The sequence below is a fragment of the Leucobacter massiliensis genome, from assembly GCF_002982315.1.
In the GTDB taxonomy this organism is placed as follows: Bacteria; Actinomycetota; Actinomycetes; order Actinomycetales; family Microbacteriaceae; genus Leucobacter; species Leucobacter massiliensis.
Genome location: NZ_MWZD01000012.1, coordinates 83,528 through 109,380, shown reverse-complemented (window position 1 = coordinate 109,380; position 25,853 = coordinate 83,528). Strand labels below are relative to the sequence as shown.

General features: G+C 70.7%; 26 protein-coding genes. 12 read left to right on the top strand and 14 right to left on the bottom strand.

The features are described from left to right. Position 1 precedes the first annotated feature (1 nt). Genes B4915_RS01565 through B4915_RS01555 form a run of 3 tightly spaced genes read right to left on the bottom strand, consistent with a single transcriptional unit; the run spans position 2 to position 2,791 of the window. Positions 2-814, bottom strand: coding sequence for an amino acid ABC transporter ATP-binding protein (locus tag B4915_RS01565; protein ID WP_105804089.1), 813 nt, complete (start codon positions 812-814; stop codon positions 2-4). Continuing rightward, positions 811-1,878: an amino acid ABC transporter permease gene (locus B4915_RS01560; RefSeq protein ID WP_105804088.1), complete on the bottom strand. Its 1,068-nt coding sequence runs from the start codon at positions 1,876-1,878 to the stop codon at positions 811-813. Before B4915_RS01560 ends, B4915_RS01565 begins: the two co-directional genes overlap by 4 nt. A gap of 10 nt (positions 1,879-1,888) precedes the next feature. Then, entirely contained in the window at positions 1,889-2,791 is a 903-nt protein-coding gene (locus B4915_RS01555; protein ID WP_105804087.1) for an ABC transporter substrate-binding protein, read from the bottom strand. Between the two features lie 386 nt (positions 2,792-3,177). Between B4915_RS01555 and B4915_RS01550 the strand changes: the two genes are divergently transcribed. From B4915_RS01550 to B4915_RS01540, 3 genes are read left to right on the top strand one after another with little or no spacing between them, the layout of a single operon-like run. Continuing rightward, positions 3,178-4,122, top strand: coding sequence for a metal ABC transporter substrate-binding protein (locus tag B4915_RS01550; protein ID WP_105804086.1), 945 nt, complete (start codon positions 3,178-3,180; stop codon positions 4,120-4,122). Further along, positions 4,119-4,913 carry a metal ABC transporter ATP-binding protein gene (locus B4915_RS01545; protein WP_105804085.1) on the top strand — a complete coding sequence of 265 codons (795 nt, stop codon included), beginning with the start codon at positions 4,119-4,121 and terminating at the stop codon, positions 4,911-4,913. Before B4915_RS01550 ends, B4915_RS01545 begins: the two co-directional genes overlap by 4 nt. After that, positions 4,910-5,800, top strand: coding sequence for a metal ABC transporter permease (locus B4915_RS01540; protein ID WP_105804084.1), 891 nt, complete (start codon positions 4,910-4,912; stop codon positions 5,798-5,800). The genes B4915_RS01545 and B4915_RS01540 overlap by 4 nt, the downstream gene beginning before the upstream one ends. A 50-nt stretch (positions 5,801-5,850) precedes the next feature. Here B4915_RS01540 and B4915_RS01535 read toward each other — a convergent pair whose 3' ends face one another. Next, positions 5,851-7,227 carry an NAD-dependent succinate-semialdehyde dehydrogenase gene (locus B4915_RS01535; protein WP_105804083.1) on the bottom strand — a complete coding sequence of 459 codons (1,377 nt, stop codon included), beginning with the start codon at positions 7,225-7,227 and terminating at the stop codon, positions 5,851-5,853. Between the two features lie 232 nt (positions 7,228-7,459). On the opposite strand from B4915_RS01535, the gene B4915_RS01530 reads away from it, so the two are divergent. The 3 genes from B4915_RS01530 to B4915_RS01520 are packed head-to-tail and all read left to right on the top strand — an operon-like array spanning position 7,460 to position 10,174. Next, positions 7,460-8,320, top strand: coding sequence for a tryptophan 2,3-dioxygenase (locus B4915_RS01530; RefSeq protein WP_105804082.1), 861 nt, complete (start codon positions 7,460-7,462; stop codon positions 8,318-8,320). Beyond that, positions 8,313-9,284, top strand: a complete 972-nt coding sequence (locus B4915_RS01525; protein ID WP_245907288.1) for an amidohydrolase family protein — start codon at positions 8,313-8,315, stop codon at positions 9,282-9,284. Before B4915_RS01530 ends, B4915_RS01525 begins: the two co-directional genes overlap by 8 nt. Then, entirely contained in the window at positions 9,281-10,174 is an 894-nt protein-coding gene (locus tag B4915_RS01520; RefSeq protein ID WP_219845068.1) for a PaaX family transcriptional regulator, read from the top strand. Before B4915_RS01525 ends, B4915_RS01520 begins: the two co-directional genes overlap by 4 nt. A gap of 7 nt (positions 10,175-10,181) precedes the next feature. On the opposite strand, the gene B4915_RS01515 is transcribed toward B4915_RS01520, so the two are convergent. After that, positions 10,182-10,853: a TetR/AcrR family transcriptional regulator gene (locus B4915_RS01515; protein ID WP_181158420.1), complete on the bottom strand. Its 672-nt coding sequence runs from the start codon at positions 10,851-10,853 to the stop codon at positions 10,182-10,184. A 152-nt stretch (positions 10,854-11,005) separates the two neighbouring features. On the opposite strand from B4915_RS01515, the gene B4915_RS01510 reads away from it, so the two are divergent. The 5 genes from B4915_RS01510 to B4915_RS01490 all read left to right on the top strand — a co-directional run bounded on the left by B4915_RS01510 (position 11,006) and on the right by B4915_RS01490 (position 16,404). Beyond that, entirely contained in the window at positions 11,006-12,217 is a 1,212-nt protein-coding gene (locus B4915_RS01510; protein ID WP_219845067.1) for an ABC transporter ATP-binding protein, read from the top strand. Beyond that, positions 12,214-13,170, top strand: coding sequence for an ABC transporter permease (locus B4915_RS01505; protein ID WP_105804080.1), 957 nt, complete (start codon positions 12,214-12,216; stop codon positions 13,168-13,170). The genes B4915_RS01510 and B4915_RS01505 overlap by 4 nt, the downstream gene beginning before the upstream one ends. After that, positions 13,167-14,057 carry an ABC transporter permease gene (locus B4915_RS01500; RefSeq protein WP_245907287.1) on the top strand — a complete coding sequence of 297 codons (891 nt, stop codon included), beginning with the start codon at positions 13,167-13,169 and terminating at the stop codon, positions 14,055-14,057. Before B4915_RS01505 ends, B4915_RS01500 begins: the two co-directional genes overlap by 4 nt. Beyond that, the gene (locus B4915_RS01495) at positions 14,050-15,165 is read left to right on the top strand and encodes an extracellular solute-binding protein (RefSeq protein ID WP_105804079.1); all 1,116 of its coding nucleotides are present in this window, start codon (positions 14,050-14,052) and stop codon (positions 15,163-15,165) included. The genes B4915_RS01500 and B4915_RS01495 overlap by 8 nt, the downstream gene beginning before the upstream one ends. A gap of 219 nt (positions 15,166-15,384) precedes the next feature. Next, a complete protein-coding gene (locus B4915_RS01490) occupies positions 15,385-16,404 on the top strand; it encodes a peptidase C39 family protein (protein ID WP_105804078.1) in 1,020 nt (339 codons plus the stop codon). Positions 16,405-16,409: 5 nt separating this feature from the next. Here B4915_RS01490 and B4915_RS01485 read toward each other — a convergent pair whose 3' ends face one another. Beyond that, positions 16,410-17,294 (bottom strand): LysR family transcriptional regulator, encoded by an 885-nt coding sequence (locus tag B4915_RS01485; RefSeq protein WP_105804077.1) that lies wholly within the window; start codon positions 17,292-17,294, stop codon positions 16,410-16,412. Positions 17,295-17,386: 92 nt separating this feature from the next. Here B4915_RS01485 and B4915_RS01480 point away from each other — a divergent pair, with 92 nt between their 5' ends. Beyond that, positions 17,387-18,493 carry a diaminopropionate ammonia-lyase gene (locus B4915_RS01480; RefSeq protein WP_105804076.1) on the top strand — a complete coding sequence of 369 codons (1,107 nt, stop codon included), beginning with the start codon at positions 17,387-17,389 and terminating at the stop codon, positions 18,491-18,493. Positions 18,494-18,546: 53 nt separating this feature from the next. Here the strand turns inward: B4915_RS01480 and B4915_RS01475 are convergent, their stop codons facing one another. From B4915_RS01475 to B4915_RS01440, 8 genes are read right to left on the bottom strand one after another with little or no spacing between them, the layout of a single operon-like run. After that, the gene (locus B4915_RS01475; RefSeq protein ID WP_105804075.1) at positions 18,547-19,233 is read right to left on the bottom strand and encodes an RraA family protein; all 687 of its coding nucleotides are present in this window, start codon (positions 19,231-19,233) and stop codon (positions 18,547-18,549) included. Further along, positions 19,233-20,198, bottom strand: a complete 966-nt coding sequence (locus tag B4915_RS01470) for a MurR/RpiR family transcriptional regulator (protein WP_105804074.1) — start codon at positions 20,196-20,198, stop codon at positions 19,233-19,235. Before B4915_RS01470 ends, B4915_RS01475 begins: the two co-directional genes overlap by 1 nt. After that, on the bottom strand, positions 20,195-21,064 hold the full coding sequence (locus B4915_RS01465; protein ID WP_181158419.1) for an alpha/beta hydrolase family protein: 870 nt from the start codon (positions 21,062-21,064) through the stop codon (positions 20,195-20,197). The genes B4915_RS01470 and B4915_RS01465 overlap by 4 nt, the downstream gene beginning before the upstream one ends. Positions 21,065-21,093: 29 nt before the next feature. Next, complete coding sequence (locus B4915_RS01460; protein ID WP_105804073.1) at positions 21,094-22,224, bottom strand: C45 family autoproteolytic acyltransferase/hydrolase; 1,131 nt, start codon at positions 22,222-22,224, stop codon at positions 21,094-21,096. Continuing rightward, a complete protein-coding gene (locus B4915_RS01455; protein WP_105804072.1) occupies positions 22,221-23,126 on the bottom strand; it encodes an ABC transporter ATP-binding protein in 906 nt (301 codons plus the stop codon). Before B4915_RS01455 ends, B4915_RS01460 begins: the two co-directional genes overlap by 4 nt. Before the next feature lie 3 nt (positions 23,127-23,129). Further along, positions 23,130-23,987, bottom strand: coding sequence for an ABC transporter ATP-binding protein (locus B4915_RS01450; RefSeq protein ID WP_105804071.1), 858 nt, complete (start codon positions 23,985-23,987; stop codon positions 23,130-23,132). Beyond that, positions 23,984-24,889 (bottom strand): ABC transporter permease, encoded by a 906-nt coding sequence (locus tag B4915_RS01445; protein ID WP_105804070.1) that lies wholly within the window; start codon positions 24,887-24,889, stop codon positions 23,984-23,986. The genes B4915_RS01450 and B4915_RS01445 overlap by 4 nt, the downstream gene beginning before the upstream one ends. After that, entirely contained in the window at positions 24,882-25,850 is a 969-nt protein-coding gene (locus B4915_RS01440) for an ABC transporter permease (protein ID WP_105804069.1), read from the bottom strand. Before B4915_RS01440 ends, B4915_RS01445 begins: the two co-directional genes overlap by 8 nt. Between the last annotated feature and the right edge of the window lie 3 nt (positions 25,851-25,853).

Here is a 25,853-nt window from a genome sequence, read left to right as displayed (position 1 = left end):
GCTACAGGACCTTGGAGAGGAAGGCCTTGGTGCGTTCCCGCTGGGGGTTCGTCAGGACCTGCACGGGATCCCCGGCCTCGACGACCACGCCGCCGTCCATGAACACCAGCTCGTCGGCCACCTCGCGGGCGAAACCCATCTCGTGGGTGACCACGATCATGGTCATGCCGCTCTCGGCAAGCCCCTGCATGACGTCGAGCACCTCGCCCACGAGCTCGGGATCGAGCGCGCTGGTGGGCTCGTCGAACAGCATCAGCTTGGGTTCCATCGCCAGCGCACGGGCGATCGCGACGCGCTGCTGCTGCCCGCCCGAGAGGTGCGCGGGGTAGTAGTCGTGCCGGTCGGCGAGCCCCACGCGGGCGAGGAGCTCCATGGCGCGCGCCTTCAGCTGCGCCTTTCCGCCCTTGCCCAGCAGGGTCGGTGCGAGCATCACGTTCTCCAGCGCCGTCATGTGCGGGAACAGGTTGAAGCGCTGGAACACCATGCCGATGTCGCGCCGCTGCTTCGCGGCCTCCTTCGGGTGCATCTCGTAGAGCTTGTCGCCCTTCTGGCGATAGCCGACGAGCTGCCCGTCGACCGAGAGGCGTCCCGCGTTCACGGTCTCGAGGTGATTGATGCAGCGCAGGAACGTCGACTTGCCCGAGCCGGAGGGGCCGACGAGGCAGAGCACCTCGCCGCGCTGCACCTCCAGCGAGATCGACTTGAGCACCATGTTCGAGCCGTAGGACTTCGACACGGCCTCGGCCTTCACCATCGGGGTGCTCGGCGGGACGGCCCCGGGAGCTGCGGACTGGGTGTGCGTGTTCGGGTTCATGCTCCGCCTCCGGGTCGCTGATGCGGGGGAACGATCTCATCCTCGCCCCCCGGTTCCCGGTATGTGGGGTGCGCGCCGCGCCGGCTCGCCACGTCGCCGCCCTCGGCGGGTTCCCCCACCACGTCCACGGCAGCGGTCTCCACGCTGGGCTTCATCACGTCGGGCCGCCGGGTGACGCCCTTCGAGAAGTGCCGTTCCAGGTAGTACTGGCCCACCATCAGGATCGAGGTCGCCGCCAGGTACCAGATCGAGGCGACGATCAGCATCGGCACCGGCTGATACGTCACCGCCGAGATGTCCTTCGCCCGCCCGTAGAGATCCAGCGTGAAGGGCACCGCCGTGACCAGCGAGGTGGTCTTCAGCATCGAGATCACCTCGTTGCCCGTGGGCGGGATGATCACGCGCATCGCCTGCGGGAGGATCACCCGGCTCATCGTGTGCCACCATCCGAGCCCGAGCGCGGTGGAGGCCTCGTGCTGGCCCTGGTCGACGGAGAGCAGGCCGGCGCGCACGATCTCCGCCATGTACGCCGCCTCGTTCAGCGCCAGGCCGATCACGGCCAGGGTGAAGTAGCTCAGCAGCTCCTTCGTCGTGAGGCTCAGCACGGCTTCCGTGAACGGAATGCCGAGCTCGATGGACTTGTAGATGACCGGCACGAGGCCCCAGAAGGTCAGCTGCACATAGACCGGGGTGCCTCGGAACAGCCAGAGATACACCCACGCGACCGAGCGCACCACGGGGTTCGGGGACTGCCGCATCACGGCGAGGGCGACGCCGAGCAGGATCGCGATGACCATCGAGTAGACCGTCAGCTGCAGCGTGTACCAGGCGCCGGTCACGATCCGCACGTCGAAGAGGTACTTGCCGACTTCCGGCCAGCCGTAGACGGGCCGGTTGAAGGCGGTGTCGTACAGGAACAGCGCCGCGATGATCACGAGCACCGCGGCGAACACGGTGCGCCAGGGGTGCCGCAGCCGGATCGCCTGGATCTGCTCCGGGGTCGCGTGAGCAGCGGGCCCCGAGGGGGTCTCCCCCGACGGGGCCCGCGATGCCGTATCCGTCATGCCGCAGCGCCTACTCGGTGCCGGCGTTGATGGTGGCCTCGGTCAGCGCACCCGACTCGACTCCGGCGCCGGTGAGGATCTCGAGGTAGGTGCCATCGTCGATGAGCGACTGCAGCGCCGCCTGCACGGCCTGGGTGGTGTCGCTGCCCTTCTGCGTCGCGAAGCCGTACGGTGCCGCGTCGAAGACGTCACCGATGGTCTCGAGCTGGCCCTTCAGCTTGGCGACGGCGTCGCCCGTCACCGGCAGATCGGCGGAGAAGGCGTCGGCGCGGCCGTCGACCACGGCCTGGGTGGCCTCGGGCTGGCCGTCGAAGCGCAGGATCTCGATCGCGGGCTTGCCGGCGTCGGTGCACGCCTTGGACTTCGCGGGGAGCTCCTCGGTGTCCTGCACGGTGGTCGCCTGCACGGCGATGGTGAGGCCGCAGGCGTCGTCGGGGTCGACGTCGCTGCCGACGGGGGCGGCCCACTGCGTGCCCGCGTTGAGGAAGTTGACGAAGTCGACGGACTGCTGGCGCTCGACGGTGTCGGTGAAGGAGGAGGAGCCCATGTCGAGCGCACCCTCCTGGATGCGCGGGATGATGCTGTCGAAGCTCAGGATCTCCCACTCGGGCTCGAGGCCGAGCTTCGCGGAGACCGCCTCGGCGAGCTCGACGCCCCAGCCGGTCGGGTTGCCGTCGGCGTCCTTGTACTCGTTCGGCGGGTACTCGGCGTCGGTGCCGATGCGCAGCACGCCCGAGTCCTTCAGCTCCGCGGGCAGCAGATCGACGGCGGCCTGATCGGGCTGGATGCTCGCCGTCGAGCCGCCCTGCTCACCGCCGGATCCGCCGCCCTCGTTCTCGGCGTTGTTGACGCACCCCGTCAGCGCGAGCACGGCTGCGGCGGCGATTGCGGGGATCGCGTATCGAATCTTCATTGACCCTCCAGGTTGCGAAGTCCGGGTCTCGCCCGGATATGGAATCTCGCCCCCGAGTGTAGTGCGCGGATGTCTCGGATGAATTACGGCATCTCTCCCCCGCTCCATACGGCATCTGGAGCTGGGTCAGGCTCCCGCGGGCGCGATGCGCTGCCCCGGCGGCGGGCGGCGGGCGTCCTCCGTGACACCGCTCGCGCGAGCGGGACCTCGCCCGTGATCGCGCGGAAGCGCGCCTCCGGCGAGCCCGGCCGGGAGGGTCCGATGATCCGGACGCCGATCCGCGCCCGAAACGCAAGCGCCTTGATCCCCATGCGACTTCGGCCGTATAGTACCCAGAGTTCGTCCCGTCGAACTTTTAACTTCATCCTGCCGAGAAGGGACCGTCCATGCGCTTCCGCCCCCGCCCGCTCACCGCCATCGCCACCGCCGCGCTCGCCGCGATCGGGCTCACCGCGTGCGCCGGCGGCGGAGCGCCGGGGGCCGGAGGAGCAGCCACCGGCCAGGGCGGCAAGCCCGTCGTGCTCACCACCTTCACGGTGCTGGCCGACATCGGCCAGCAGGTCGCCGGGGAGCATCTTGAAGTGCAGTCGATCACCAAGGCCGGGGCCGAGGTCCACGGCTACGAACCCACCCCGGGCGACATCGCCCGGGCCTCGAAGGCCGAGCTGATCCTCGACAATGGGCTCGGCCTCGAATCGTGGTTCGCGCAGTTCGTCGAACCGCTCGACGTGCCGCACGTGGTCGTCTCCGAGGGCGTCGAGACGATCGACATCACCGAGGACGCCTACGCCGGCAAGCCCAACCCGCACGCCTGGATGAGCCCGCTGAACGCGCAGATCTACGTCGACAACATGGTCGAGGCGTTCAGCGAGCTCGCCCCCGAGCACGCCGACGACTTCGCGGCGAACGGCGAGGCGTACCGCGCCGAGCTCCAGCAGATCCACGACGAGCTCACGAGCGAGCTCGCCGCCCTGCCCGAGCGGCAGCGCGCGCTGGTCAGCTGCGAGGGCGCCTTCTCGTACCTCGCCCGCGACGCCGGACTCGAGGAGCGCTACATCTGGGCCGTCAACGCCGAGCAGCAGGCCACCCCCCAGCAGATCGCCACGACCATCGAGTTCGTGCGCGAGAACGAGGTGCCGGCCGTGTTCTGCGAGTCGACCGTCTCGGACAAGCCCATGCGGCAGGTCGTCGAGGCGAGCGACGCCGTCTTCGGCGGCACCCTCTACGTCGACTCGCTCTCCGAGCCCGACGGGCCAGTGCCCAGCTACCTCGAGCTGATCCGCCACGACACCGAGGTGATCCTCGCCGGCCTCACCGGGGAGACGCGATGAACGCCCGGGCGGAGCGGGTGGGCGATCCGGGCCCGGACAGCGGGAGCGGTGCCGCGGGAGGCGGGATCTCGGTGCGGAACCTCGCGGTGCGCTACGGCGAGCACCTCGCCCTCGACGGCGTCACCGTCGAGGTGCCCGCCGGACGGGTGACCGGCCTGATCGGGATGAACGGCTCGGGTAAGTCGACGCTGTTCAAGGCGATCATGGGCATGGTGCGACCCGATGCGGGGAGCGTGCGGATCGCCGGAGACGGGCAGGCCGCCGCGCGCAGGGGCGGGCTCGTCGGCTACGTGCCGCAGAGCGAGGACGTGGACTGGGCCTTCCCCGTGTCGGTGCGGGACGTGGTGATGATGGGCCGCTACGGGCACCAGGGCCGGACCCGCCGCCCCCGAGCCGCCGACCACGCCGCCGTCGACGCGGCGCTCGCCCGTGTCGAGCTGAGCGAGCTCGCGGACCGGCAGATCGGGCAGCTCTCGGGCGGGCAGAAGAAGCGGGCCTTCGTGGCGCGCGGGATCGCGCAGGAGGCGCGGATCCTCCTCCTCGACGAGCCCTTCGCCGGCGTCGACAAGCGCAGCGAGGCGACCATCGTGCGCCTGCTGCGCGAGCTCGCCGACGACGGACGCACCGTCCTCGTCTCCACCCACGATCTGCACGCGCTGCCGCAGCTCGCCGACGAGGCCGTGCTGCTCCTGCGCCGCGTGCTCTTCCACGGCACGGTGGCGGAGGCGCTGCGCCCGGAGCGGCTCGCGCTCGCCTTCGGCCTCGACGTGCTCGGGGGTGCGTCCTCGTGAACCCCATCGAGCTGATCCTGGAACCCCTGCAGTACGACTTCATGCTGCGCGCCCTGCTCACCACGGTGATCGCGGCGGTCGTGTGCGCGCTGCTCTCGTGCTGGCTCGTGCTCATCGGCTGGTCGCTGATGGGCGACGCCGTCTCGCACGCCGTGCTGCCCGGCGTGGTGATCGCCTACATCTTCGGGGCGCCCTTCGCGCTCGGTGCGCTCGCCTTCGGCTTCCTGTCGGTCGCGCTGATCGGGGCGATCCGCGGCACGAGCCGCGTGAAGGAGGACGCGGCGATCGGCATCGTCTTCACCACGCTCTTCGCGCTCGGCCTCGTGCTCATCTCGGTGACCCCCAGCCAGACCGATCTCAACCACATCATCTTCGGCAACATCCTCGGGGTCTCGAACGGGGACCTGCTGCAGATCGGCGTGCTGGCGGCGATCGCCTTCGTCGTGCTCGTGGCCAAGCGCCGCGATCTCACGCTCTACGCCTTCGATCCCACGCACGCGCACGCGATCGGCCTGTCACCGCGCTTCCTCGGCGCGCTGCTGCTGGGCCTGCTCGCGCTCACCTCGGTGGTCGCGATCCAGCTCGTCGGCGTGATCCTCGTCGTCGCCATGCTCATCATCCCGGGCGCCACGGCCTACCTGCTGACCGATCGCTTCGGGCGCATGCTCGTGATCGCGCCCGCCGTCTCCGCGCTGTGCTCCGTGCTGGGCATCTACCTGAGCTACTGGCTCGACGCCTCCCCGGGCGGGCTCGTCGTCGTGGTGCAGGGCTGCGCCTTCGCGCTCGTCTACCTGCTCAGCCCGCGCCACGGGCTGCTCGGCAAGCGGCTCGCGGCGCGGCGCCGGGGTGCGCGGCAGGCGGGGGGGCGGGATCGCGCCGCGCGCTGATACCGCACCCCCGCCTCCGGCCGAGAGGCCCGATCACGGGCCCGGCCCGCCTACTTCGCGACGAAGTAGAGCCGCTTGTTGGCGAACTCTCCGATGCCCAGCGGCCCCATCTCGCGGCCGAAGCCGGAGCGCTTCACGCCACCGAAGGGCAGCTCGGCCGCCTCGGCGGCGATCGTGTTGACGTGCGCCATGCCCACCTCGAGCCGCGAGGCCACCCGTGCGGCCCGCGCCTCATCCGTGGAGAACACCGAACCGCCCAGGCCGAGCGCGCAGTCGTTGGCAAGCTCCAGCGCCTCCTCGTCGCTGTGCACCCGGTAGACCGTCGCGACCGGGCCGAAGATCTCCTCGCCGTACGACTTCGAGTCGCGGGGCACGTCGACGAGCACGGCCGGCGAGTAGTAGGCGCCCGGCCCCTCGGAGAGCTCGCCGCCGGCGAGCAGCCTCGCCCCCTCCGCGACGGCCTGCTGCACCTGCGCGTGGACCGTCTCGGCGGCGGCGCGGGTCGACAGCGGCACGTACTCGCCCTCGCCGAGGTTCAGCTGGTCGCCGGGCTTCAGGCCTTCGGCGAGCTGCACCAGCTCGGCGACGAACTCGTCATAGATGTCGTCCATCACGATGAGGCGCTTGTTCGAGTTGCAGACCTGACCGCCGTTGTAGGTGCGGAACTCCCACGCCGCCTTCGCCACCGCCGCGACGTCGTCGCTATCGAGCACGACCATCGGGTCGATGCCGCCGAGTTCGAGCACGCACTTCTTCAGGTGGGTGCCGGCCTGCGCGCCGATGATCGCACCCGCCCGCTCCGAGCCGGTCAGCGAGACGCCCTGGACGCGCGGATCCGCGATCATCGTCGCGATCTGGTCGTGCGAGGTGAAGAGTGCCTGGTAGCCGCCGGCGGGCACCCCCGCCTCCTCCATGATCTCCTGGATCGCGAGGTTCGAGCGCGCGCAGATATCGGCGTGCTTGAGGAGGATCGTGTTGCCGAGCACCAGATTGGGGGCGGCGAAGCGCGCCACCTGGTAGTAGGGGAAGTTCCAGGGCATCACGCCGAGCAGCGCGCCCACCGGCAGCTGCTCGATGATGGCCTTGCCCGGGATCGTGCTCGGGATCTCGGCATCGGTGATGAGGCCGGGCCCGTAGACCGCGTAGTACTCGATGATGTCCGTCGCGAAGTCCACCTCGTCGAGGCTCTCCGCGATCGACTTGCCCATCTCGGTCGCGATGATCCGGGCGAGCTCCTCGCGGCGCTCCGCGAAGAGCTCCGCGACGCGCTTCACGATCGCGGCGCGCTCCTGCACGCTCCGCTCCCGCCACTCGCGATAGGCGGCGTCGGCGGCCGCGAGCTGCTGCTCGACCCGCTCGTCGCTGGCTGATTCGAAGGTCTCGACAATCTCCCCCGTCGCGGGGTTCTGAACTCGATACTTCGCCATGATTTATCATTTCCCGTCGTGATGATCGGCGCGCGTGTGCGCACCGTCTCTATCGTTGCATCTGCCGGATGCTCGGCGCATCCACCCGGGCCCGCCCGCACCCGCCACCGCATGCGCTGCCCGCTCCGAAGCGCGCAATTTCATGATTGAGACGGTCGCCACGTTCTTGATACGCTCGGCGCAGCGGCGGAAGGCGCCGCCGAGCGGCACTGCAGCCGGCGAAGGAGCAGCGATGACGATCCAGGACGGCGTACGCGATCTCGAGGGCGGGATCCAGACCGACTTCAGCAGCGACATGGACTACGGCAGCTACCTCGGCCTCGACACCCTGCTCTCCGCGCAGTCGCCGGTGAGCCGGCCCGAGCACCACGACGAGCTGCTGTTCATCATCCAGCACCAGACCACCGAGCTCTGGCTCAAGCTCGTGCTGCACGAGCTGCGCGCCGTGCGCCGTTTCCTCGACGAGGACCGGCTCACCCGCGCACTGAAGGCCCTCTCCCGCGTCAAGCACATCCAGCGCACCCTCGCCGAGCAGTGGTCGGTGCTCGCCACCCTCACACCCGCCGAGTACGCGGAGTTCCGCAGCGTGCTCGGCCCGTCCAGCGGCTTCCAGTCGTACCAGTACCGCGCGATCGAGTTCCTCCTCGGCAACAAGAACGCCGCCATGCTCGCCGTCTTCGAGGGCAGGCCGCAGCACGCCGAACTCGAAGCCCTGCTGCACGAGCCGACGGTCTACGACTGCTTCCTGCGCCTCCTCGCCCGCCGCGGCTACGCCATCCCCGCATCGGTGCTGCAGCGCGATGTCTCCGAGGCCTGGACGGAGCGCCCCGAGCTGATCCCGGTGCTCAAGGCGATCTACGAGGACGTGGACGGGCACTGGGACGTGTACGAGGCCTGCGAGACGCTCGTCGACATCGAGGACGCGTTCCAGTTCTGGCGCTTCCGCCACATGAGCACCGTGCAGCGCACCATCGGCTTCAAGCGCGGCACCGGCGGGTCGAGCGGCGTCGGCTTCCTGAAGCGGGCGCTCGACCTCACCTTCTTCCCCGAACTCATCTCGGTGCGCACCGAGATCGAGGAGCTGCGTGGCTGAGGCCGTGGCTGGCTCGGGAGCCGGCGCGGGTTCGGGATCGCACGGCGATCCGGGATCCGGGTCGCAAATCGGTCCGGGATCCGACGCCCCGGTGATCGCGCCCGGGGTGGTGGACCGCCACGTGCACCTCGGGCTCGTCGCCGCACCGGAGCTGCGCGGCGGGCCCGTCGTGGAGGTGCACGACCTGGGCTGGGATCCCGTCGCGATCCGGCGCATCGCGACGGAGCTGGGCCGCGGTCCCCGGGCCACGCGCGTGCGCTACGCCGGCCCGTTCCACTCGGCGCCGGGCGGGTACCCGAGCGGGCGGGCGTGGGCGCCCACCGGCGCGGTGCGCGGGATCGCCTCGCCCGCCGACGCCGAGGCCGCGGTGCAGGAGGCCCGGGCATCGGGGTCCTCGGCGATCAAGATCACCCTGCACGCGGACTTCCCCCAGCTCTCCGACGAAGCGCTCGCCGCACTCATCGCCGCGGCGCGCGCGGCCGGGCTGCCTGCGCTCGCCCACGCCGAGGGCGCCGGCCAGGCGCAGCGGGCGATCGCGGCGGGAGTCGACGTGCTCGTTCACGTCCCGTGGACCGAGCGCCTGCCGGACGCACTGCTCGAGGACGCGGCCGAGCGGGGCGTCGAGTGGATCTCGACGCTCGCCATCCACTCGGGCGCCGAGCTCGACCGCGCCCTCGGCAACGCCGCCCGCTACGCGGCGATCGGCGGCCGCATCGCCTACGGCACCGACCTCGGCAACGGGCCGGCACCGCCCGGCGTCAACGAGCGCGAGATCGAGTTGCTGGGCCAGATCGGCCTGGACGGCGCACGCCTCCGCGAGGCGGTGATGCCCGCCACGGCTCCGGCGGGCCTGATCGCGGCTCCCGGCCCCCTGCCGCACACCGCGGCCGAACTCGTCGCGTGGCTCGCCTTCGCCGAGCGCTGCGACGAAGCAGCCGCGGCCCCGCCGGGTGCGCGGCAGTGACCGCCTCGGCCCTTCCCGGCTCGGACCCCGCGCCTCCGGCCGCGGCCGGGACCGCGCCGGAGCTGCTCGACGACCTCGACTCCCGCCCCGGCAGCGCCACCTCGCTCGTGCGCACGATCGCGGGCGAGGTGCTGCGCGAGCACGGCGACTGGCTGCCGAGCACCGTCCTCGTCGAACTGCTGCGCGGCGTGGGCGTGAGCCCGGAACGCGGCCGCACGGCCCTCGCCCGCGTGCGCGCGAAGGGGCTGATCGTCGCCGAACGGCGAGGACCGCGCGCGGGGTACGCGCTGAGCCCCGCCGCGAGCGAACTGCTGGCGCGCGGCGACCGGCGCATTCGCGAGCCGCGCGCCATGCGCGACGGCGACCCGTGGTGCCTCGTGTCGTTCAGCGTGCCCGAGAGCCTGCGGCACCAGCGGCATCAACTACGCCGCAGGCTGTCGTGGATCGGCGCCGGCAACGTCTCCCAGGGCCTGTGGATCCTGCCCGCCGTCCTGCTCGCGGAGGCGGAGGGGATCGTGCGGCGTCTGGGCCTCGCGGATCGGGTGACGCTGTTCGTGAGCCACGAGGTGCGCGGCGCGCTCTCACCGCGCGAGCTCGCCGGGCAGTGGTGGGATCTCGCGGCGATCCGCCTGCTGCACGAGCGCTTCCTCGCCGCGCACGCGACCGCCCTCGACGCCTGGGAGGCGGAGCCCTCGGACGCGCACGCGTTCAGGCTGTGGATCGCCGCGCTCGACGCGTGGCGGCCCATCCCCTACCTGGACCCGGGCCTGCCGCCCGCCATGCTGCCGCCCGACTGGCCCGGCGCCCGCAGCGCGGAGTGCTATCTGCGCCTGCGCCGCACGCTCGCGACCCCCGCCGCCGCCCACGCGGCGGCGCTCGCCCGCGGGTGACGCGAGCTCAGCCGGCGCCCCGCTCCTCCGGCCCGAGGAACATCTCGCCGTAGTGCGAGAGCAGGCTCAGGAATGTCGACTCGGCAACCACGCGCTGCTCCCGCTGCCCGCGCGTGACCTCGGCGAGCAGCGGGAGCCGCCGCCCGGCGATGAGCTCGTGATCGAGCAGGACATCCTCGGCATTCCAGTCGTAGGCGAAGCCGAGGGCGAGGTATTCGAGCCCGATCAGTGCCTCAAAGGCGCTCGCGACCTCCCAGCCGTCACGGACGAGCATGCCGAGGAAGGCCTCGTACATGCGTAGTGTCTCCGCGTTGCGGACCGGCGTCGTGCTGAGCACCTGAATCGCGTTCGGGTGCCGCGAGAACGCGCGGTAGTAGGCGACGCCGAAGCTCTGGATGCCTGCGCGCCACGGGAGACTGAGATCCGCGGCATCCGTGATCTCGCGCACGATCAGTCCCCGCACCAGCTCGATGACGCCGCGCTGCCCGTCCACATGGTGGTAGAGCGAGGGCGCGCGCACCCCCAGGCGCTCGGCGAGGCGCGCCATCGTGCACGCCGCCCAGCCGCGCTCATCGATGATCGCGAGCGCCGCCCGTGCGATGTCCTCCTCGGTGAGCGGGGGCCGCGACGGTCGGCCCGTGCGACGCGGCGCCCGCTGCGGGGCGGCCCTGTGCTCCATCGTTCTTCCCTTCACCCGCGCCGACGCCCGCGGGCCCCGGTTTCGGGGCCGAGTCGGAACGGGAACGCTTCGATAACGGCTCTTGCGCTCTAAATCTAATGACATTAGCTTTATGCGACAACACCGTGCATCGACGCAGGAATGGGGACCGCATGTCGCTGTCGAACACCGCCATGACCGCGGCCGGAACCGCGCACCTCCCGGAGCCGCCCACGAGATCCCTCACCATCTCGGGGGCGCGCAAGACCTTCGTCACGCCGGAGAAGACGCACGTCAACGCGATCGACGAGGTCACCTTCACGATCGCGCAGGGCGAGTTCTTCGTGATGCTCGGCCCCTCAGGCTGCGGCAAGACGACGCTCCTGCGCGCCATCGCGGGACTGGAGAGCCTCGACGCCGGCGAGATCCGGATCGGCGACCGGCGCATCGACCAGCTCGCCCCGCACGCGCGGCCGGTGAACACCGTATTCCAGTCCTACGCGCTGTTCCCGCACCTCACCATCGCCGAGAACATCGCCTTCGGACTCGAGATGGAGCGGCGGCCGAAGCCGCAGATCCGCGAACGCGTCGCCGCGATGCTCGAGCTCGTCCGCCTGGAGGGCATGGCCAAGCGCAAGCCCGCGCAGCTCTCGGGCGGGCAGCAGCAGCGCGTAGCCCTCGCCCGCGCCCTCGCGAAAGAGCCCGAGGTGCTGCTGCTCGACGAGCCCCTCGCCGCGCTCGATCTGAAGCTGCGGCGCAGCATGCAGTCGGAGCTGAAACGCCTGCAGCGCACCACGGGGGTCACCTTCGTGTTCGTCACGCATGATCAGGAGGAGGCGCTGAGCATGGGCGACCGCATCGCCGTCTTCAACCAGGGCAAGATCGAGCAGATCGGCTCCCCTGAGGATCTCTACGAGCGGCCCGTCAGCCGCTTCGTCGCCGACTTCATCGGGGAGACCAACTTCGTCGACGCCCCGGTCGTGCGGCAGCCCGGCGACGGGAGCGACGGGAGCGAGGGAAGCGAACGCCTCGTCGCCGCCCTCCCGGGCGGCGACCCCGTCGTGCTGCCGAAGACGGTCCCCGCCCCCGACGGCACCGTCACCCTCACGATCCGGCCCGAGCGCATCCGCTTCAGTCCCGGCGGCGAGCGCTTCGCGAGCGGGCGCATCGTGAAGCTCGTCTACATGGGGACCGACCTGCGCTGCACGGTGCGGCTGGAGGACGGCACCGAACTCGCGGTCCGGATCCCTCCGCCCTTCGACGCGACGATCCGACCCGATGCGACGGTGTCCCTCTACGCGGAGGCGGAGGCGCTGCGCCCACTCGCCCCCGCCTCCACCGCGCCGCTCCCGATCGACCCCGACGCCGCACCGGAGGCCGCATGAGCACCCGGCTCGACGACCGTACGGGCGTCAACATGGTGCCACTGAGCGGGTCGCACCGACGGCGGCGCGCCCCCGGCCGCTTCCCCTGGCCCTGGGTGACGCCAGCGCTCCTGGTCGCCGCGCTGTTCACGGTCGGCCCGCTCATCGTCATCATCGTGTTCTCCGTGATGTCACGTCCCCCACAGGGCGGCGGAGTCGTGTACGAGTTCACGCTCGCCCCCTACGTAGACTTCCTGTTCCAGACGAACTTCCTCGGCGAGACCAGCTTCGACCCGCGCTATCTCTCCGTGTTCGGAGACTCGCTTCTGCAGGGCGGGATCACGACGCTCGTGTGCCTCGTGCTCGCGTTCCCCATCGCCCTGTGGATCGCCACCCGCGCCGAACGGCTGCAGAACGTGCTCGTGCTGCTCATCACGATCCCCTTCTGGACGAACCTGCTCGTGCGCACCTATGCGTGGATGCTGATCCTCAACGACAACGGCATCATCAACAGCGGCCTCGAACTCGTGGGCCTGCCCCCGCTCGAACTGCTGTACACGCCGCTCGCCTCGCAGCTCGGCCTGATCTACACCTTCCTGCCCTTCATGGTGCTGCCGATATACGCCTCGCTCGCGAGCTTCGACTTCCGACTCGCCGAAGCCGCCTACGACCTCGGCGCGCGGAAGGCGACCGTGATGCGGCGCGTGATCCTCCCCCTGGCGACCCCGGGGATCGTTTCCGGGGTGCTGCTCGTGTTCATGCCGGCCTTCGGCTCCTATGTGCAGCCGGTGCTCCTGGGCGGCGGCAAGGTCCTGCTGATCGGCAATCTCATCGCCTCCCAGTTCGGCGACGCCCGCAACTGGCCGTTCGGGGCCGCGCTGTCCGTCGTCATCCTGATCGTGCTGATGCTCGCGCTGATCGCGATCGCGCTCTACTCCCGGCGCTCCGGGAAGAAGGTGGAGATCTCGCTGTGACCATCGCCCGCTCCCGCCCCGTCCGCGACGCATCGCCGGAGGAGGCCGCAGCCCCGTCGCCCGGCCCGCGCCCCCCGGTCCGCAGGCCCGCGCGCGCTCTCCGGCTCCGCGACTTCCCCGGGGTCGCACCAGTCGCCGTCTTCGGGATCGTGTTCCTGTACCTGCCGATCCTCATCACGACCGTCTACGCCTTCAACGACGGCGACTCGGCGCTCGTGTGGAGGGGCTTCAGCCTTCGCTGGTTCGGTGAGGTCGCCCAGAATGCGAACCTCGTGAACTCCCTCGTGGTCTCCCTGCAGATCGCGATCGTCGCGACCCTCGTGTCGACGGTCTTCGCGATCCTGTTCGCGCTCTCCGTCGACCAGCTCCGCGCCCGCGGCAGCGGGATCGCGACCGCCGTGCTGGCCGCGCCGCTCGTCATCCCCGAGATCGTGCTCGCGGTCGCGACGCTCGGGTTCATCCGCATGATCGGGCTTCAGCCGGGTCTCCTCGCGCTCATGCTCGCGCACACCTCGTTCTGCATCCCCTTCGCACTGATGCCGGTCCGGGCCCGCCTGAAGGGCCTCGGCGGGTCCTACTTCGAGGCCGCCACGGATCTCGGAGCGAGCACCTGGCAGATGTTCCGTCGCATCACGCTGCCGCTGCTGGTACCGGGAATCATCTCGGGGGCGGTGCTCGCCTTCGTCATCTCGCTCGACGACTTCATCATCTCGAACTTCCTCTCGGCCTCGGGCGCGACCCCGCTGCCGGTGTTCCTCTTCAGCCTGATCCGGCGCGGGGCCAGCCCGGCGGTCAACGTCATCGCGACGCTGCTGCTGGTGCTCGCGATCGTCGTCACCACCATCACATTCCTGCAATCACAACGAAGGAGCAGACAGCATGCGTAGAACACGAAGGGCGCGCATCGGCACCGCGCTGGCGCTGACCGCCGCCGGGGCGCTCGCGCTCACCGCCTGCGGCGGCGGCGTCAGCGACAGCGGCGGCGAGGCGGGCGGCGGCGCGGCGGCAGGCGAATACGTCGAGGCGAGCAGCGGCGAGCTCAACCTCTACACCTGGAGCGACTACTACCCCGAGGAACTGGTGAAGAAGTTCACCGAGGACACGGGCATCACCCTCAACGTCGACTACTACGACAGCAACGAGAGCCTGGAGGCGAAACTGCGCGCCTCCGACGGAGCGGGTTACGACGTCGTGGTCCCCACGGACTACATGGTGGAGATCCTGAAGAATGACGGCCTGCTGCTCGAGTTCGATGCGAGCAGCCTGCCCAACGGCGGAAACATCGAGGACGACTTCATGGACGTCTACTTCGATGAGGGGCGCAAGTACTCCACTCCGTACCTGTACGGCACCACCTCCTTCGCCTACGACACCGAGGTCATCGACGAAGAGCTGACGTCCTGGGCCGACTACTTCGACCCGCCCGAGTCCGCCGGCAAGGTCGGCACCATGAACGACCAGAGCGAGGTCGTCAACTCCGCGCTGCGCGTCACCGGCGGGGAGTTCTGCACCACCGACGGCGCAGAGCTCCAGGCGGCGCAGGATCTGCTCGTCGACTTCAAGCCACGCGTCGCGACGATCAACAGCGACGGGATCCTGGAGCGTCTCGCAAACGGCGAGCAGGCCATGGCGATGATCTGGAACGGCGCCGCGCACCGCGCCATGCAGGAGCGCCCGTCACTGCGCTACGTCTACCCGGAGGAGGGGATCGCACTCTGGCAGGACAACTTCACCATCCCGGTGGGCGCGCAGAACGTCGACCAGGCGAAGACCTTCCTGAACTGGATGCTCGATCCCGAGAACATGGCAGTGGCGGTGAACTACCAGGCGTACGCCTCAGGAGTGGAGGGCACGCAAGAGCTCATGGATCCGGAGCTCGCGGACAGCGAGGCGATCGTGATCCCGGAGGACTACGAGCTCGCGAAGCCGGTGCGGCCCTGCAACAACGAGGAGATGACGAACTACACGAAGATCTTCGAGACCTTCAAGGGCTGAGGCCCGGCGCCGGGGTGCGCCTCACGGCGGGGCGGACCCCCGCGGCGGCCCCCCCCCCCGCGGGCCACGCAACCGTGCACCACGATCGCTTGTCGGCCGCCCCGCGCTTCAGATAATCTGGCGAAGAGACGGCCTCTCGACGGCGCCCGAACCGCCGCGAGCGATGAGGGGCACCGTCCCCGGAGGCTGAGCAGCGCTCGGCAGATTGGCAGCACACTGATGAGCCCCGTCCGCACCGCCGCGGTCACCGAGAACCCACGCGAGATCGAAGCCCGGCTCGGCCTGCCAGCCGAGAGCCTCGACGCGCGCTACGCGCCAGAGCTGCACTCCCTGGGTGACGAGCCGGGCGCACCGGGCGCCTGGCTGCTCGAATCGGGTCGCCCCGGCACGCTGAGCCGCAAGTTCTCCCGGGTGGAGGGGGACCCGGAGGGCATTGCCGCACTCATCGCTGACCGCGCGCGGATCTGCTTCGAGAACGGAGCCGTGAGCGTGAAGTGGGAGGACCCGGGGTCTGCCTGGGCCGAGCTTGCGGCGGAACTCGGCTTCGAGCGCATGCCCGCTCCGGCCGTCTCCGGCCCGGGCACCGAAGCACCCGCGACGGCATGGGTGCGCTACGCCGAACCGTGGCCACATACCGCGGCTCCCTACTACCGGCAGACGACGGACTTCAGCTGCGGTCCTGCGTCACTCCTCATGGCCGAGGCCCACCGGCGGGGAGGCCCGTCCATGAACCGCGAACGTGAACGCGCCATCTGGCGTCGGGCCACGCGGTTCACGGGCTGCGGCGTCTGGGCACTCGCGCTGCAGGTCGACCGCGACCGCTTCGCCATGCGCGCCTACGACACCGAGTTCCTGGCGCCGCAGCTGAACCCGATGGAACCCCGCGACGCCCGGGCCTTTGCCAACGAGGAGGACGTCCGTCTCGTCGCGGAGGCAGGGATCGAGATCGAGCAACGGGTGTTCGGGATCGCCGAGATCATCGCCGCCATCGACCGGGGCAGCCGCGTGCTCGTGCTCGTCGACGAGGCGCGCTTCCACGGCGAGCCGGTTCCGCACTGGGTCATGGCGCACGCGCACCGCGATGGCGTCCTGCTCGTCAACGACCCGTGGGCCGAGACGGCGCACGGCGAGAGCTGGGTGGACGCGAGCGACATCCCGATGGCTGCCGCCGAGCTCGACGCGATGGCATGGTGGGGGGATCCGCGATACCGCTCGGTCCTGGTGCTCTCAGAGCCTTGAGCCCCTCATCCGCGCACCACGGATTCGAGCGCTGCGAGCGTCGCGCGCACCGCCGGTCGTTCCGCCGCACTGCGGCGCGTCAGTGCGACGAGCGTCCGGGCGTGGCCGCGTGGCAGAGGCACGCAGTGCACTCCCCCGCGCAATGACTCGGGGGTGAGGGCAGGAATCAGCGCCGCCGCAGCTCCGGAGGCCGCGAGCGCGCACTGCACGACGACGTCGGAGGTCTCGTGCGCAATCCGCGGCGCGAACCCCGCCTCGTGGCAGAGCGACTCCGCCCACGCACGAGCCGGGCTGCCCTGCGGCTCGAACACCCACGGGCGCTCCGAAAGCCCGGCAAGCCCCTCCGATGGCCTCCACGCCTCTGGGGCCGCGAGCAGCATGCCGTCTTCGCCGAGCGGCGTCTCGGCGAGCTCCGGATGCGGCTCCACTGGGCGTCCCGGGTAGCGCTCGACGACGGCGATGTCGATCTCGCGCGCTCGCAGCGCCGGCAACGATCGCTCCGGTTCCGCCTGCACGCAGCCGAGCTCGATCCCCGGCGCCCGCTGGCGCAGCGCGGCGATGAGCGCGGGGAAGAACGCCAGGCATCCCGTCTGGAAGGCGGCCACGGCCACCGTGCCCAGCAGCTCTCCCCGCGTGGCGTCGAGCCGTGCACGCATCAGCTCCCAGTCGCCCAGCAGCCCGGGGGCGAGTTCGGCGAGGACCTCGCCCGCCGGGGTGAGGCGCAGGCCCCGGCCATCGGCTTCGAGCAGCTGCACCCCGAACCCGGCCGCGAGCCGCTCGAGCTGCTGGGACACCGCAGAGGTGCTGTACTGCGAGGCCTCGGCAACGGCCGCCACCGTCCCGAGCCGAACGAACTCGAGGAACGTCTGCAGACGACGGATCTCCGACACGCCCCACCTCCCACTATCATCCGCATTCAGCGGACGGTATCCGCCGATAATATCCGCTGTTGTCGAATGGAGTTCTCCGGCACACTGCAGGCATGGAAACCACCGACACCGTCTATCTCAATCCGCCGGCGCGACAGCACCGGCTCACCGGCCCCGGCGAGCAGGTGCTTGCCTACCACCGCTCACTGCCGGGCTACGCCCCGACGCCGCTGATCGAGCTGCCCGCCATCGCCTCCGCCCTCGGCGTGCGCCGCGTGCTGCTGAAGGACGAATCCTCACGGCTCGGGCTTCCCGCCTTCAAGATCCTCGGCGCCTCCTACGCCATCGCCCGCGCCCTCGCAGCGCGGTGGGGACTCGGTGCCGCAGTGACCGTGGAGCGGCTCCGAGCCGCGGCGGCGGAACACCCTCCCGTGACGCTGATCTGCGCCACCGACGGGAACCACGGCCGCGCGGTGGCACGCACCGCCGCCGCGATCGGCCTCGGCTGCCGCGTGTTCATCCCGGGCACGCTCACCGCGCAGGCGAAGCGGGCGATCGCCGCGGAAGGGGCCGAGGTGCGCGAACTCGACGCCCCCTACGACGATGTCGTCGCCGCCATGCGCGAGCACGCCTCCGAGCAAGCAACGGACGGACTCGTGATCCAGGACACCGCCTGGCCCGGCTACCACGAGATCCCGGGCTGGATCGTCGACGGCTACAGCACCATGCTCGCCGAACTCGAGTGCCAGCTCAGCGAGACGGGCGATGCGCGCGTCGACCTCGCCCTCGCGCCCGCAGGGGTCGGCTCGCTGGCGCAGGCGATCGTCACGCATTTCCGCGGCGTCGAGGAGCCGCCCGTCGTCGCGGTCGTCGAGCCCGTCGCGGCCCCCGCGATCCTGCACGCCCTCACCACCGGGGTGCCCCGGGCCGTGCCCACCGGACGCACGGTGATGCTCGGGCTCAACTGCGGCACCCCGTCCGAACTGGCCTGGCCGGTGCTCCGCGACGGAGTGGACGCGGCGGTGCTCGTCGACGACGATGAGGCGCTGTGCGCCGTGCGCGAGCTGCGTGAGGCAGGGGTCGACAGCGGGCCCTGCGGCGCTGCGACGCTCGCCGGTGCGCGCCGGGTGCTGGACCGCGCCCGTGGACCGCTCGGCCTCGACGGCGACAGCACCGTCGTGCTCTTCAACACGGAGAGCCTCGCGGCGAACCCCGTCTAGCCGGGGACCCGGTTCGGCGGGGCGCCAGCGGGACGCACCGCCGAACCGGGTCCTCAGCGCAGCTCGGAGACGCGGCTCAGCCGCCGCACCAGGGCCGACGCGCCGCTGAGCTCGCCCAGCAGGCCCCCGGCCTCGATCGCCCGCAGCAGTTCGGGCTCCTCCGCATCGTCCTCGCGTGCCGTCCCTGCCACGCCGTCGAGCCTGCCGCGCGAGGCGATGAGCACCCCGTTCTCGTCCGCGAGCACCACATGGCCCGGCTCCACGCTCACCCCGCCGCAGACGAGCGGCCCCCCGATCCCGCCGCCGCCGCTGCCGTGCAGCTTGGTCGTCAGCAGGCTCGTCCCCCGGGCGTAGACGGGCACGCCGATCCGGCGTAGCTCCCGGATATCGGTCACGACGCCGTCGACGACGACCCCAGCCGCACCCCGCACCTTGAGCTGGGTGGCCACGACCTCCCCGAGCGGCGCATGCCTGTGGTCCCCGCCGGTGTCGATGACCATCACCTGACCCGGCAAGATCATGCCGGCCGCGTGGTGCAGGGCCGTCGAGTCGCTCGCCGTCGTGCGCACGGTCATGGCAGTCCCCACCACGGTCGTCTCAGGGCGGACCAGACAGCGGATCGCCGGTTCCACGAATCCGTCTTCCAGGTAGTGGCCGAGGGTGGGCAGGCTCAGGGCGGCGAAGGACTCGGCCTCGGCGCGCGGCAGCGCCGGTGGCACCGGATTGACCACGAGCTCCATCACTTGCGCTCCTCCTGCCCGGAGTCTGCGGCAGCCAGGCCGCCTGACGGGCCGCCCGGCTCGGCCCGCCCGCTTCCGGGCCGGCGCCGCAGCGCGCGGCGCAGCTTGTTCAACCGGCGTGATGTGGCGAGCGCCCCCTCGGGGTCGACGTGCCCGAGCGCGAGCACGAGCGAGTCGACCGCGACCATGGCCGGGAAGTTCTCGCCCGTGAGCCCGCCCGCCGAGCTCGCCGTGCGCAGCACGCAGTCGACGCGGTCGAGGTACGCGTCGCGGTACTTGTCGGTGAACAGCAGCGTCGACACGCCGAGACGCCTCGCCTCTGCGAAGGCGACATCGAGCTCCGTGAACTCCCGGCCGGGGGCGAAGGCGACGAGCAGATCGCCCTCGCGCAGCGCCAGCAGCGCATCTGCGAACGCGAAGCCCATGTTCTTCGCGTGCCTCGCGAGCACGCCCTCCCGCAGCAGCTTCACGGTCAGGTACTCGGCCGAGACCGATGACACGCCGACGCCGAAGACGTGGACGGTCGAGGCCGCGCTGACCATCCGCACCGCCCGCGAGAACTCGCTCGCGTCGAGCGCGGCCCGCGAGGTGGCGAGGCGCTCGCGCGCCTCCTCGAACACGATGTCGAGCAGGCTCGCGTGCGATTCGCGCTTGGTCACCGTGAGCCGCGTCGAGAGGCGCTTAGCCGGGTGCACGGTGAGCGCGAGCTGCGAGCCGAGGGCGCGTCGCAGCTCCGGCCAGCCGGCGTAGCCCAGTGATCGTGCGGTGCGCAGCACGGTCATGTCGCTGGCGCCGAGCGTCTCGCCGATCTGCACGGCGCTCATGAGCAGCGCCTGCTCGGGCTGCTCGGCGATGTACTGCGCGATCCGCGACTCGCCGGCCGTGAGGCGTGGCAGCCGCTCGCGGATGCGCTCGAGCACGTCACCGGGATTGTCGGGCTGCGCCTCGCCGGGCTCATGCTTCATGACTGCACCTGCGTCTCCTGCTCCGTTCCGCGGGCCTCGCGCAGCAGGGTGCGCAGTGCCCGGAAGGTCGGTTTGAGGAGATGGTATCCCTCGTGCGCCACGCCGGGGACGATATCGACAGTAACCGCGTTGCCGTTGCGTCGCAGGGAGTCGGCGAGCGCATCGAGCCGGGTGATGCGCGTCACCCCGGCGGCATTCACCCCGGGGATGTAGGCGGGGCTTCCCGGAGCGACCGAGATCTCCCAGGTCTCCGTGTCCTCGTCGCCGACGACGAGGTTGGTCGGCACGCGGGCGACGGCGTCCGCGTCGAAGGCGCGGCCGAACTCGGATTCGAGGCCGGAGACGCCCGCGGGCCAGGGAAGCTCCGGATCGCAGAGGGTCACCACGCCCGGCGACACGATCGAGACGCCGAACAGCCGCTCCGGGTGGGCGTAGAGGAAGCGGTGCGTGAAGTGCGCTCCGCCGGAGAATCCCGTCAGGAAGAAGGTCTCGAAGCTGAGCCGGTACGTCTCCTCGACCTCCGCCACCATATCGAGCAGTACCAGGTCGTAGCGCACGTCCGGCCCGACCAGGTACTTGTAGGCATTCAGCTCCCCCGGCTCACCGATCCCCGCGGGAAACAGGGGCACGAGCACCACGCACTGCTCGGCTTCGGCGAACTCGATGAACTCGTTGCGCAGCCGTGGCGCGTCGCGCCCCGTGCCGTGGATGGCGACGACCAGCGAGTACCTTCCCGGCCGCTGCTCGTCGTAGCTCTCCGGCACATAGAGGCAGTAGGAGAAGCGCTGGTCCATGCGGCTCGCGAACATCGTCGTCGCACCGAACTGGTAGAAGGAGAGGCGCTCTCCGTGGGTGGTGGGCTTCATCGGTCACTCCAGTGGTCTCGTGCGGCCGCTCAGGCCGCGGTGGGGTCGAGGGCGGTGTCGGCGGCGCGGAGCTCCGCGTCGTCGAAGGCGTAGCGCTGGTAGGCGAAGCGCGACGGGGGGCCGCTCGCGACCCAGATCTGCCCGCGCCCCGGCTCCGCGATCACCGAGGTGACCGTCATGTTCCGGTCCTCGGGGTCGATGTCGCGCCGGTCGTCCTCGGGGTGGATCGAGAGCTCGTCCCCGGCATCGCTCCGGTCGCGCAGCATCGCCGCGATCTCCTCCTCCCCGATCACCGCACCGGCCTCCTCGATCTGCGTGCGCAGCCGACGGTACCGGATCCGCGAGTTCTCGGCCCAGGGATTCGACTCGTTCACGGCGTAGTCCTCGTGCAGGTAGTGATTCGCGTGGACGAGCACGCCGTGCTCGGGGTGCAGCGCGGTCATCGTCTCCGGCGTGTTCTCGAGGTCGACCGAGCGGCCGCCGGAGTCCAGCATGATGATGTTGCGCGAGGAGGCCCGGTGCAGCCCGCGCAGCGCCTCCTCCGCGGCGGCGACCGTGCGCTCCAGCAGGGCGATGCGCGTGTAGAGGTAACGGGGGAAGCCCTCCCGCCAGCGCTGGCAGTGGAGGTAGTTCGCGAAGACGCCGAGCCCGGCGTCGTTGATGCCGATGTAGGAGATCTGCCCGGCGGGGGTGACCATCAGCACCTCCGGCTCACCGTCCACGGCGATGCGGACCACCGTCATCAGATCGTGGTACATGGCCGGCAGATCCGCGTTCTGGCCGACGAATCCGCGCCCCTTGCCGGCACGCTCCGGCAGGATCGCGAAGGTCGTGCACTCCTGCTCTGCGCCGTGGCGGCCGACGAGTTCGACGAAAACCTCGGCGCGCAGCTGCAGCAGGAACGCGGCGCCGAGCGAGATCCCCGCGCCCGCCGAGAGGCCGTTGATCTCCTCGTCGAGGCCGGCCGAGGCGGAACGGATGCCCTCCCGGTAGCCGAGGGCGGCCTGCTCGGCCTGCTCGAGCGTGAAGCCCTGCCGCGCGAAGCGCCGCTCCAGGCGTTCGAGGTGCAGCTGGATCCTCGGCCGCAGCGCCTCCCCGTGCTGACGGCCCACCTCGAAGTGGGAGCCTGCGAAGCGGTGGAATGGGAAGCTGTCGGTCACGGAGCGGTCCTTTCGATGGTGGTGGGGGTGGTGGAGCGTGTGTCCTCCTGCGCGGCGTGTCCCTGGCGTGCGAGGCGCTCCCGCTGCCTGGCGCGAGCCAGCACGGGATCCGCGATGGGCACCGCGTCGATGAGGGCGCGGGTGTAGGCGTCGCGCGGTGCGCGGATCACCGCGTCGGTCGCGCCCTCCTCGACGATGCGCCCGCGGTTGAGCACGATGATCCGGGAGGCGAGCCTGCGCGCCATCGCCAGATCGTGCGTGATGAAGAGCATCGACAGCCCCTCCTCGGCGTTCAGCTCGGCGAAGACCTGGGCGAGCTGCGCCTGGATCGAGACGTCGAGCGAGGCGAGCGCCTCGTCGGCGACGATCAGCTTGGGGCGTGCAGCGAGCGCCCGGGCGATGCCGACGCGTTGCCGCTGCCCGCCCGAGAGCTCAGCGGGCAGGCGCTCGAAGATCTCCGCGTCGAGATGGACACGGCGCAGCAGCGCCTCTGCCTGCTCGCGGCGCGCCGAGGCGTCCAGCTCGCTCGTGATCGCCAGCGCCTCGCTCACCGCGTCGCCGACGCGCATGCGCGGATTGAGCGAGGAGTAGGGGTCCTGGAACACCATCTGGTAGTTGTGGCGGTGGGCACGGCTGGCACGGCGGCCGAGCGCGTGCACGTCCTGGCCCTCGAAGCGGACGCTGCCGCCGTCCGGGCGCAGCATGCCGAGGATGAGCCGCCCGATCGTCGACTTGCCGGAGCCGCTCTCACCCACGAGCGCGACGACCTCGCCGCGCCCGATCGTGAAGCCGACCTCGTCGACGGCGAGCGCGGGCTGCCGCCTGCGGGCGAGCAGCTTGCGGCGCGCGGGGTAGGCGTAGCGGAGGTCTTCCACCTCGACCAGCGTTTCTGCGTCGTTCATGCGCTATGCCTCCGTTCCGGCTTCGACTGGATCCCCGGGCGCGGGCCCCGGCCCGGGGTCGAGCTCCGGATCCGGGTCGAAGAGGGTGGGGGTCGCGGCGAGCAGCTGCCGGGTGTAGGGCTGCGCGGGCCGATAGAAGATCTGCTCCGCCGTGCCCGATTCGACCATGCGCCCGTGACGCAGCACGGCGACCCGGTCCGCCAGGCCGGCCACCACGCCGAGGTCGTGCGTGATCCACAGCACCGTCATGTCGATCTCCTCCCGCAGACGCGCGACGAGGTCGAGGATCTGCTGCTGGATCGTGACGTCGAGCGCGGTGGTCGGCTCATCGGCGATCAGCAGTTCCGGCCCGCAGCTGAGTGCGAGCGCGATCATGACGCGCTGACGCTGGCCGCCCGAGAACTCGTGCGGGTAGCTGCGCAGTCGCGACGCCGCGGAGGGGATCCCGACCTGGTCGAGCAGCTCGATCGTGCGCGCCCGGGCGGCCGAGCCGCCGATGCGCTGGTGCGCGCGGAGCACGAGCTCGAACTGGCTCTGGATGTCGAGGGTCGGGTTCAGCGCGGCCATGGCGTCCTGCGGGATCAGCGCGACCCGGCTGCCGTTCATGCGGCGCCTGGCGCGCGGCGGGAGCGAGAGCAGATCGACCCCGCCGAGCCGGGCGGCGCCGCCGAGCACGCTGATCCCCGGCGGGAGCAGCCCCATGACGGCGAGCATGCTCAGGGTCTTGCCGGATCCGCTCTCGCCCACGAGCGCGGTCGCCGATCCCGCGTCCACTGAGAGCGACACCTCGTCGACGAGCACGCGTCGCGGCTCGGCGAAGCCGACGGTGAGACGGTCGATTTCGAGCAGCGGCGTGTTCATGAGCGGTGCTCCTTCCGGCCGAGGATCGCCTTGTTCAGCCCCTCGCCGATGAAGTTCACGGAGAGGATGACGAGGAAGATCATGACCCCGGGGAAGAAGCCGCGCCACCACTGGCCGCCGCTGATGACCGCCCGCTGGGCCTCTTCGAGCAGGCCGCCCCAGGTCGCCTGCGGGGCTTGGAAGCCGAGCCCGAGGAACGACAGCGCGGACTCGGTGAGCACGGCCGAGGCGATGCCGAGGGTTGCCGCGACGAAGATCGGCGCGAGCGCATTGGGCAGGATGTGCGCGACGATGAGGCGCAGATCGCTCGCGCCGAGCCCCCGGGCGGCCTGCACGAAGTCGGACTTCTTGAGGCTCAGGATGCTCGCCCGCAGCAGCCGCGCGGTGGTCATCCAGCTGAAGGCGGAGATCGCGAGGATGATCGAGGCGAATCCGGGACCGATCAGCGCGACGAGCAGGATCACCACGAACAACGCCGGCATCGAGTAGAAGACGTCCGCGATCCGCATGAGCACGTTGTCGACCCAGCCGCCGAAGTAGCCGGCGATCGCGCCGACGACCACGCCGACCACGATGGCCACCGCCACCGCGATCAGCGCGACGAGGATGGTCAGGCGCCCGCCGTCGAGCACCCGTGCGAGCACGTCGCGTCCGAGCTCGTCGGTGCCCATGAGATGCACGAGCGAGGGGGCCTGCCCCTTCGCCGAGAGGTCGATCTGCTCCGGCGTGAAGGGCACGAAGACCGGCCCGAGGGCGACGAGCAGGAGGATGGCGGCGAAGGTGACGAGGCCGAATCGCGCCGGTCCGCTCGCCCAGTAGAGCGAGAAGAACCCGGGCTGCGCGGCGCGTGCGGGTCGGGCGATCCGCACGACGCGGGTTTTCGGGGCACTGATCCTATTCATAACTGATCCTTGGATCGAGCCGACTGTAGACGAGGTCGGCGAGCAGATTGGCGAGGAGCACGAGCAGGGCCGCGATCATGAGGATCCCCAGCAGCACCGGGTAGTCGCGCAGATCGGCCGACTCCACGAAGAGGCGGCCCATGCCGGGCAGGCCGAAGATGGTCTCGGTGATGACGGCGCCGAGGAACAGCTCGGGCAGCATCAGCACGGCGATCGTGACGACCGGCAGGGAGGCGTTCTTCAGGACGTGCTTGCGGATGACGACGCCCTCCGGCAGCCCGCTCGCGCGAGCGGAGCGGATGTAGTCCTTGTCGAGCACCTCGATGACGGAGGAGCGGACGTGCCGGGCCAGGCCCGCGATCGAGACGAGCAAGAGTGAGAGCACCGGCAGCACGAGGTGGCGGACGAGATCGAGGAACGCCCCGGCGCCGTGGTGCGAGGCGCGCAGATCGCGCAGACCCGAGCTCGGCAGCCAGCCGAGACTGTAGGAGAAGATGAAGATCAGCATGAGCGCCAGCCAGAAACCGGGCACGGCGAGACCGCCGTAGGTGAGGGCCGTGGCGATGTGATCGAACCAGCCGTCCTTGCGGATTCCCGATCGCACGCCGATCAGCAGGGCGAAGACGAGGGAGAGGACGAAGGCGGTCAGGGTCAGCATCAGCGTGGTCGGCACCCGCTCGCCGATCACCTCGAGGACGGGTCTTCCCGTCTGGTACGAACTCCCCCAGTCGCCGGTGACGACGCCCCACAGCCAGTTGAAGTACTGCACGAGGATGGGGTCGTTCAGGCCGTACCGGCCGCGCAACCGTTCGAGTTGCGCGGCCGTGGCGCCGGAGGCTCCGCCCTCGCCCACCGACATCGGCCCGCCCGGCGTCATCTGCATGAGCAGGAAGACGAGCACGCTGATGCCGAAGAGAAGCGGGATCGACTGCAGGAGTCGCCGCAGCAGGTACGAAGCCACGGT

Bases quoted from the DNA above. Each gene is read 5' to 3' on its own strand.
- B4915_RS01565 (WP_105804089.1), bottom strand. From the start codon at position 814: ATGAACCCGAACACGCACACCCAGTCCGCAGCTCCCGGGGCCGTCCCG.
- B4915_RS01560 (WP_105804088.1), bottom strand. From the start codon at position 1,878: ATGACGGATACGGCATCGCGGGCCCCGTCGGGGGAGACCCCCTCGGGG.
- B4915_RS01555 (WP_105804087.1), bottom strand. From the start codon at position 2,791: ATGAAGATTCGATACGCGATCCCCGCAATCGCCGCCGCAGCCGTGCTC.
- B4915_RS01550 (WP_105804086.1), top strand. From the start codon at position 3,178: ATGCGCTTCCGCCCCCGCCCGCTCACCGCCATCGCCACCGCCGCGCTC.
- B4915_RS01545 (WP_105804085.1), top strand. From the start codon at position 4,119: ATGAACGCCCGGGCGGAGCGGGTGGGCGATCCGGGCCCGGACAGCGGG.
- B4915_RS01535 (WP_105804083.1), bottom strand. From the start codon at position 7,227: ATGGCGAAGTATCGAGTTCAGAACCCCGCGACGGGGGAGATTGTCGAG.
- B4915_RS01530 (WP_105804082.1), top strand. From the start codon at position 7,460: ATGACGATCCAGGACGGCGTACGCGATCTCGAGGGCGGGATCCAGACC.
- B4915_RS01515 (WP_181158420.1), bottom strand. From the start codon at position 10,853: ATGGAGCACAGGGCCGCCCCGCAGCGGGCGCCGCGTCGCACGGGCCGA.
- B4915_RS01510 (WP_219845067.1), top strand. From the start codon at position 11,006: ATGTCGCTGTCGAACACCGCCATGACCGCGGCCGGAACCGCGCACCTC.
- B4915_RS01505 (WP_105804080.1), top strand. From the start codon at position 12,214: ATGAGCACCCGGCTCGACGACCGTACGGGCGTCAACATGGTGCCACTG.
- B4915_RS01495 (WP_105804079.1), top strand. From the start codon at position 14,050: ATGCGTAGAACACGAAGGGCGCGCATCGGCACCGCGCTGGCGCTGACC.
- B4915_RS01490 (WP_105804078.1), top strand. From the start codon at position 15,385: ATGAGCCCCGTCCGCACCGCCGCGGTCACCGAGAACCCACGCGAGATC.
- B4915_RS01480 (WP_105804076.1), top strand. From the start codon at position 17,387: ATGGAAACCACCGACACCGTCTATCTCAATCCGCCGGCGCGACAGCAC.
- B4915_RS01475 (WP_105804075.1), bottom strand. From the start codon at position 19,233: ATGGAGCTCGTGGTCAATCCGGTGCCACCGGCGCTGCCGCGCGCCGAG.
- B4915_RS01470 (WP_105804074.1), bottom strand. From the start codon at position 20,198: ATGAAGCATGAGCCCGGCGAGGCGCAGCCCGACAATCCCGGTGACGTG.
- B4915_RS01465 (WP_181158419.1), bottom strand. From the start codon at position 21,064: ATGAAGCCCACCACCCACGGAGAGCGCCTCTCCTTCTACCAGTTCGGT.
- B4915_RS01455 (WP_105804072.1), bottom strand. From the start codon at position 23,126: ATGAACGACGCAGAAACGCTGGTCGAGGTGGAAGACCTCCGCTACGCC.
- B4915_RS01450 (WP_105804071.1), bottom strand. From the start codon at position 23,987: ATGAACACGCCGCTGCTCGAAATCGACCGTCTCACCGTCGGCTTCGCC.
- B4915_RS01445 (WP_105804070.1), bottom strand. From the start codon at position 24,889: ATGAATAGGATCAGTGCCCCGAAAACCCGCGTCGTGCGGATCGCCCGA.